We start from the raw sequence: 844 nt of genomic DNA, 5'->3' as shown, positions 1-844 counted from the left end.
GCGGGATGGATCGAAGAGGTCCCCGACAAGGTTCAAGGTCGTCAGCGCCCCCTTCGGCTGAGCAAAGCTGGCGAAGACCTGCTGTTTTCATCCATGCCGGCCTGGCGGGCGGGGCAGGAACGAGCGTCCAAGCTGCTTGGGCAAGCAGGCTTGAGGGCAATCAAGACCGTCGCGGACGACATTCCGCGCGATTAGCCGGAATCTGGAATTATGGTATTGCATATACAACACTGCTTCCTATGTGTTGTATATGCAGCATTAGGACGCCGCGGAGCGCCTGATGCCATTATCGAAAGGAGAAATGCGATGACAACGATTCTGGTGACCGGTGCAACCGGAGATACGGGGCGTCCGACCGTGAAGGAACTGCTGAAGAAAGGCCTAAAGGTCCGCGCCCTCGCTCGTCGGGAGGACGCTCGCTCGCAGGAGCTGGCCAGTCTGGGTGCCGAGATCGTTTATGGGGACATCACCAGCCTGCGCGATATGCGGCTGGCTTTCGACGGCGTCGACCGCGCTTACTTCTGCTATCCCATTGCCGACGGTCTCGTGGAGGCGGCAGTCATCTTCGCACAGGTGGCGAGAGAGCAGGGCGTCGAGCACATCGTCAACCTGTCCCACAAGCAACCCAGGCCCGACGCGCGCAGCAAGGTGACCCAGAACCATTGGCTTTCGGAGCAGGTGTTCAAGTGGTCAGGCATCCCGACGACGAACTTGCGCATCACCTTCTTCGCCGAGTGGCTCCTCTACATCTCGTCATTCATCCAGCGCGGCCGCTACGTCATGCCATTCAACAAGGATGGCCGCTTTGCTCCGCTGGCCGCGGCCGATACGGCGAAGATCATCG

General features: G+C 60.1%; 1 protein-coding gene and 1 pseudogene. Both read left to right on the top strand.

The window, feature by feature from the left end; translation table 11 throughout:
- A pseudogene (locus tag ACTJKM_RS36045) lies at positions 1–195 on the top strand (MarR family transcriptional regulator); the annotation flags it as partial.
- Between the two features lie 111 nt (positions 196–306).
- Positions 307–844, top strand: a 538-nt coding sequence (locus ACTJKM_RS36040; protein ID WP_440661892.1) for an SDR family NAD(P)-dependent oxidoreductase, incomplete at its 3' end; no start/stop codon positions are given.

The sequence above is a fragment of the Ensifer sp. 22460 genome (assembly GCF_052044935.1).
Taxonomy (GTDB): Bacteria; Pseudomonadota; Alphaproteobacteria; order Rhizobiales; family Rhizobiaceae; genus Ensifer.
The sequence above is the reverse complement of the archived record's forward strand: the minus strand, read 5'-3'. Positions and strand labels throughout refer to the sequence as shown.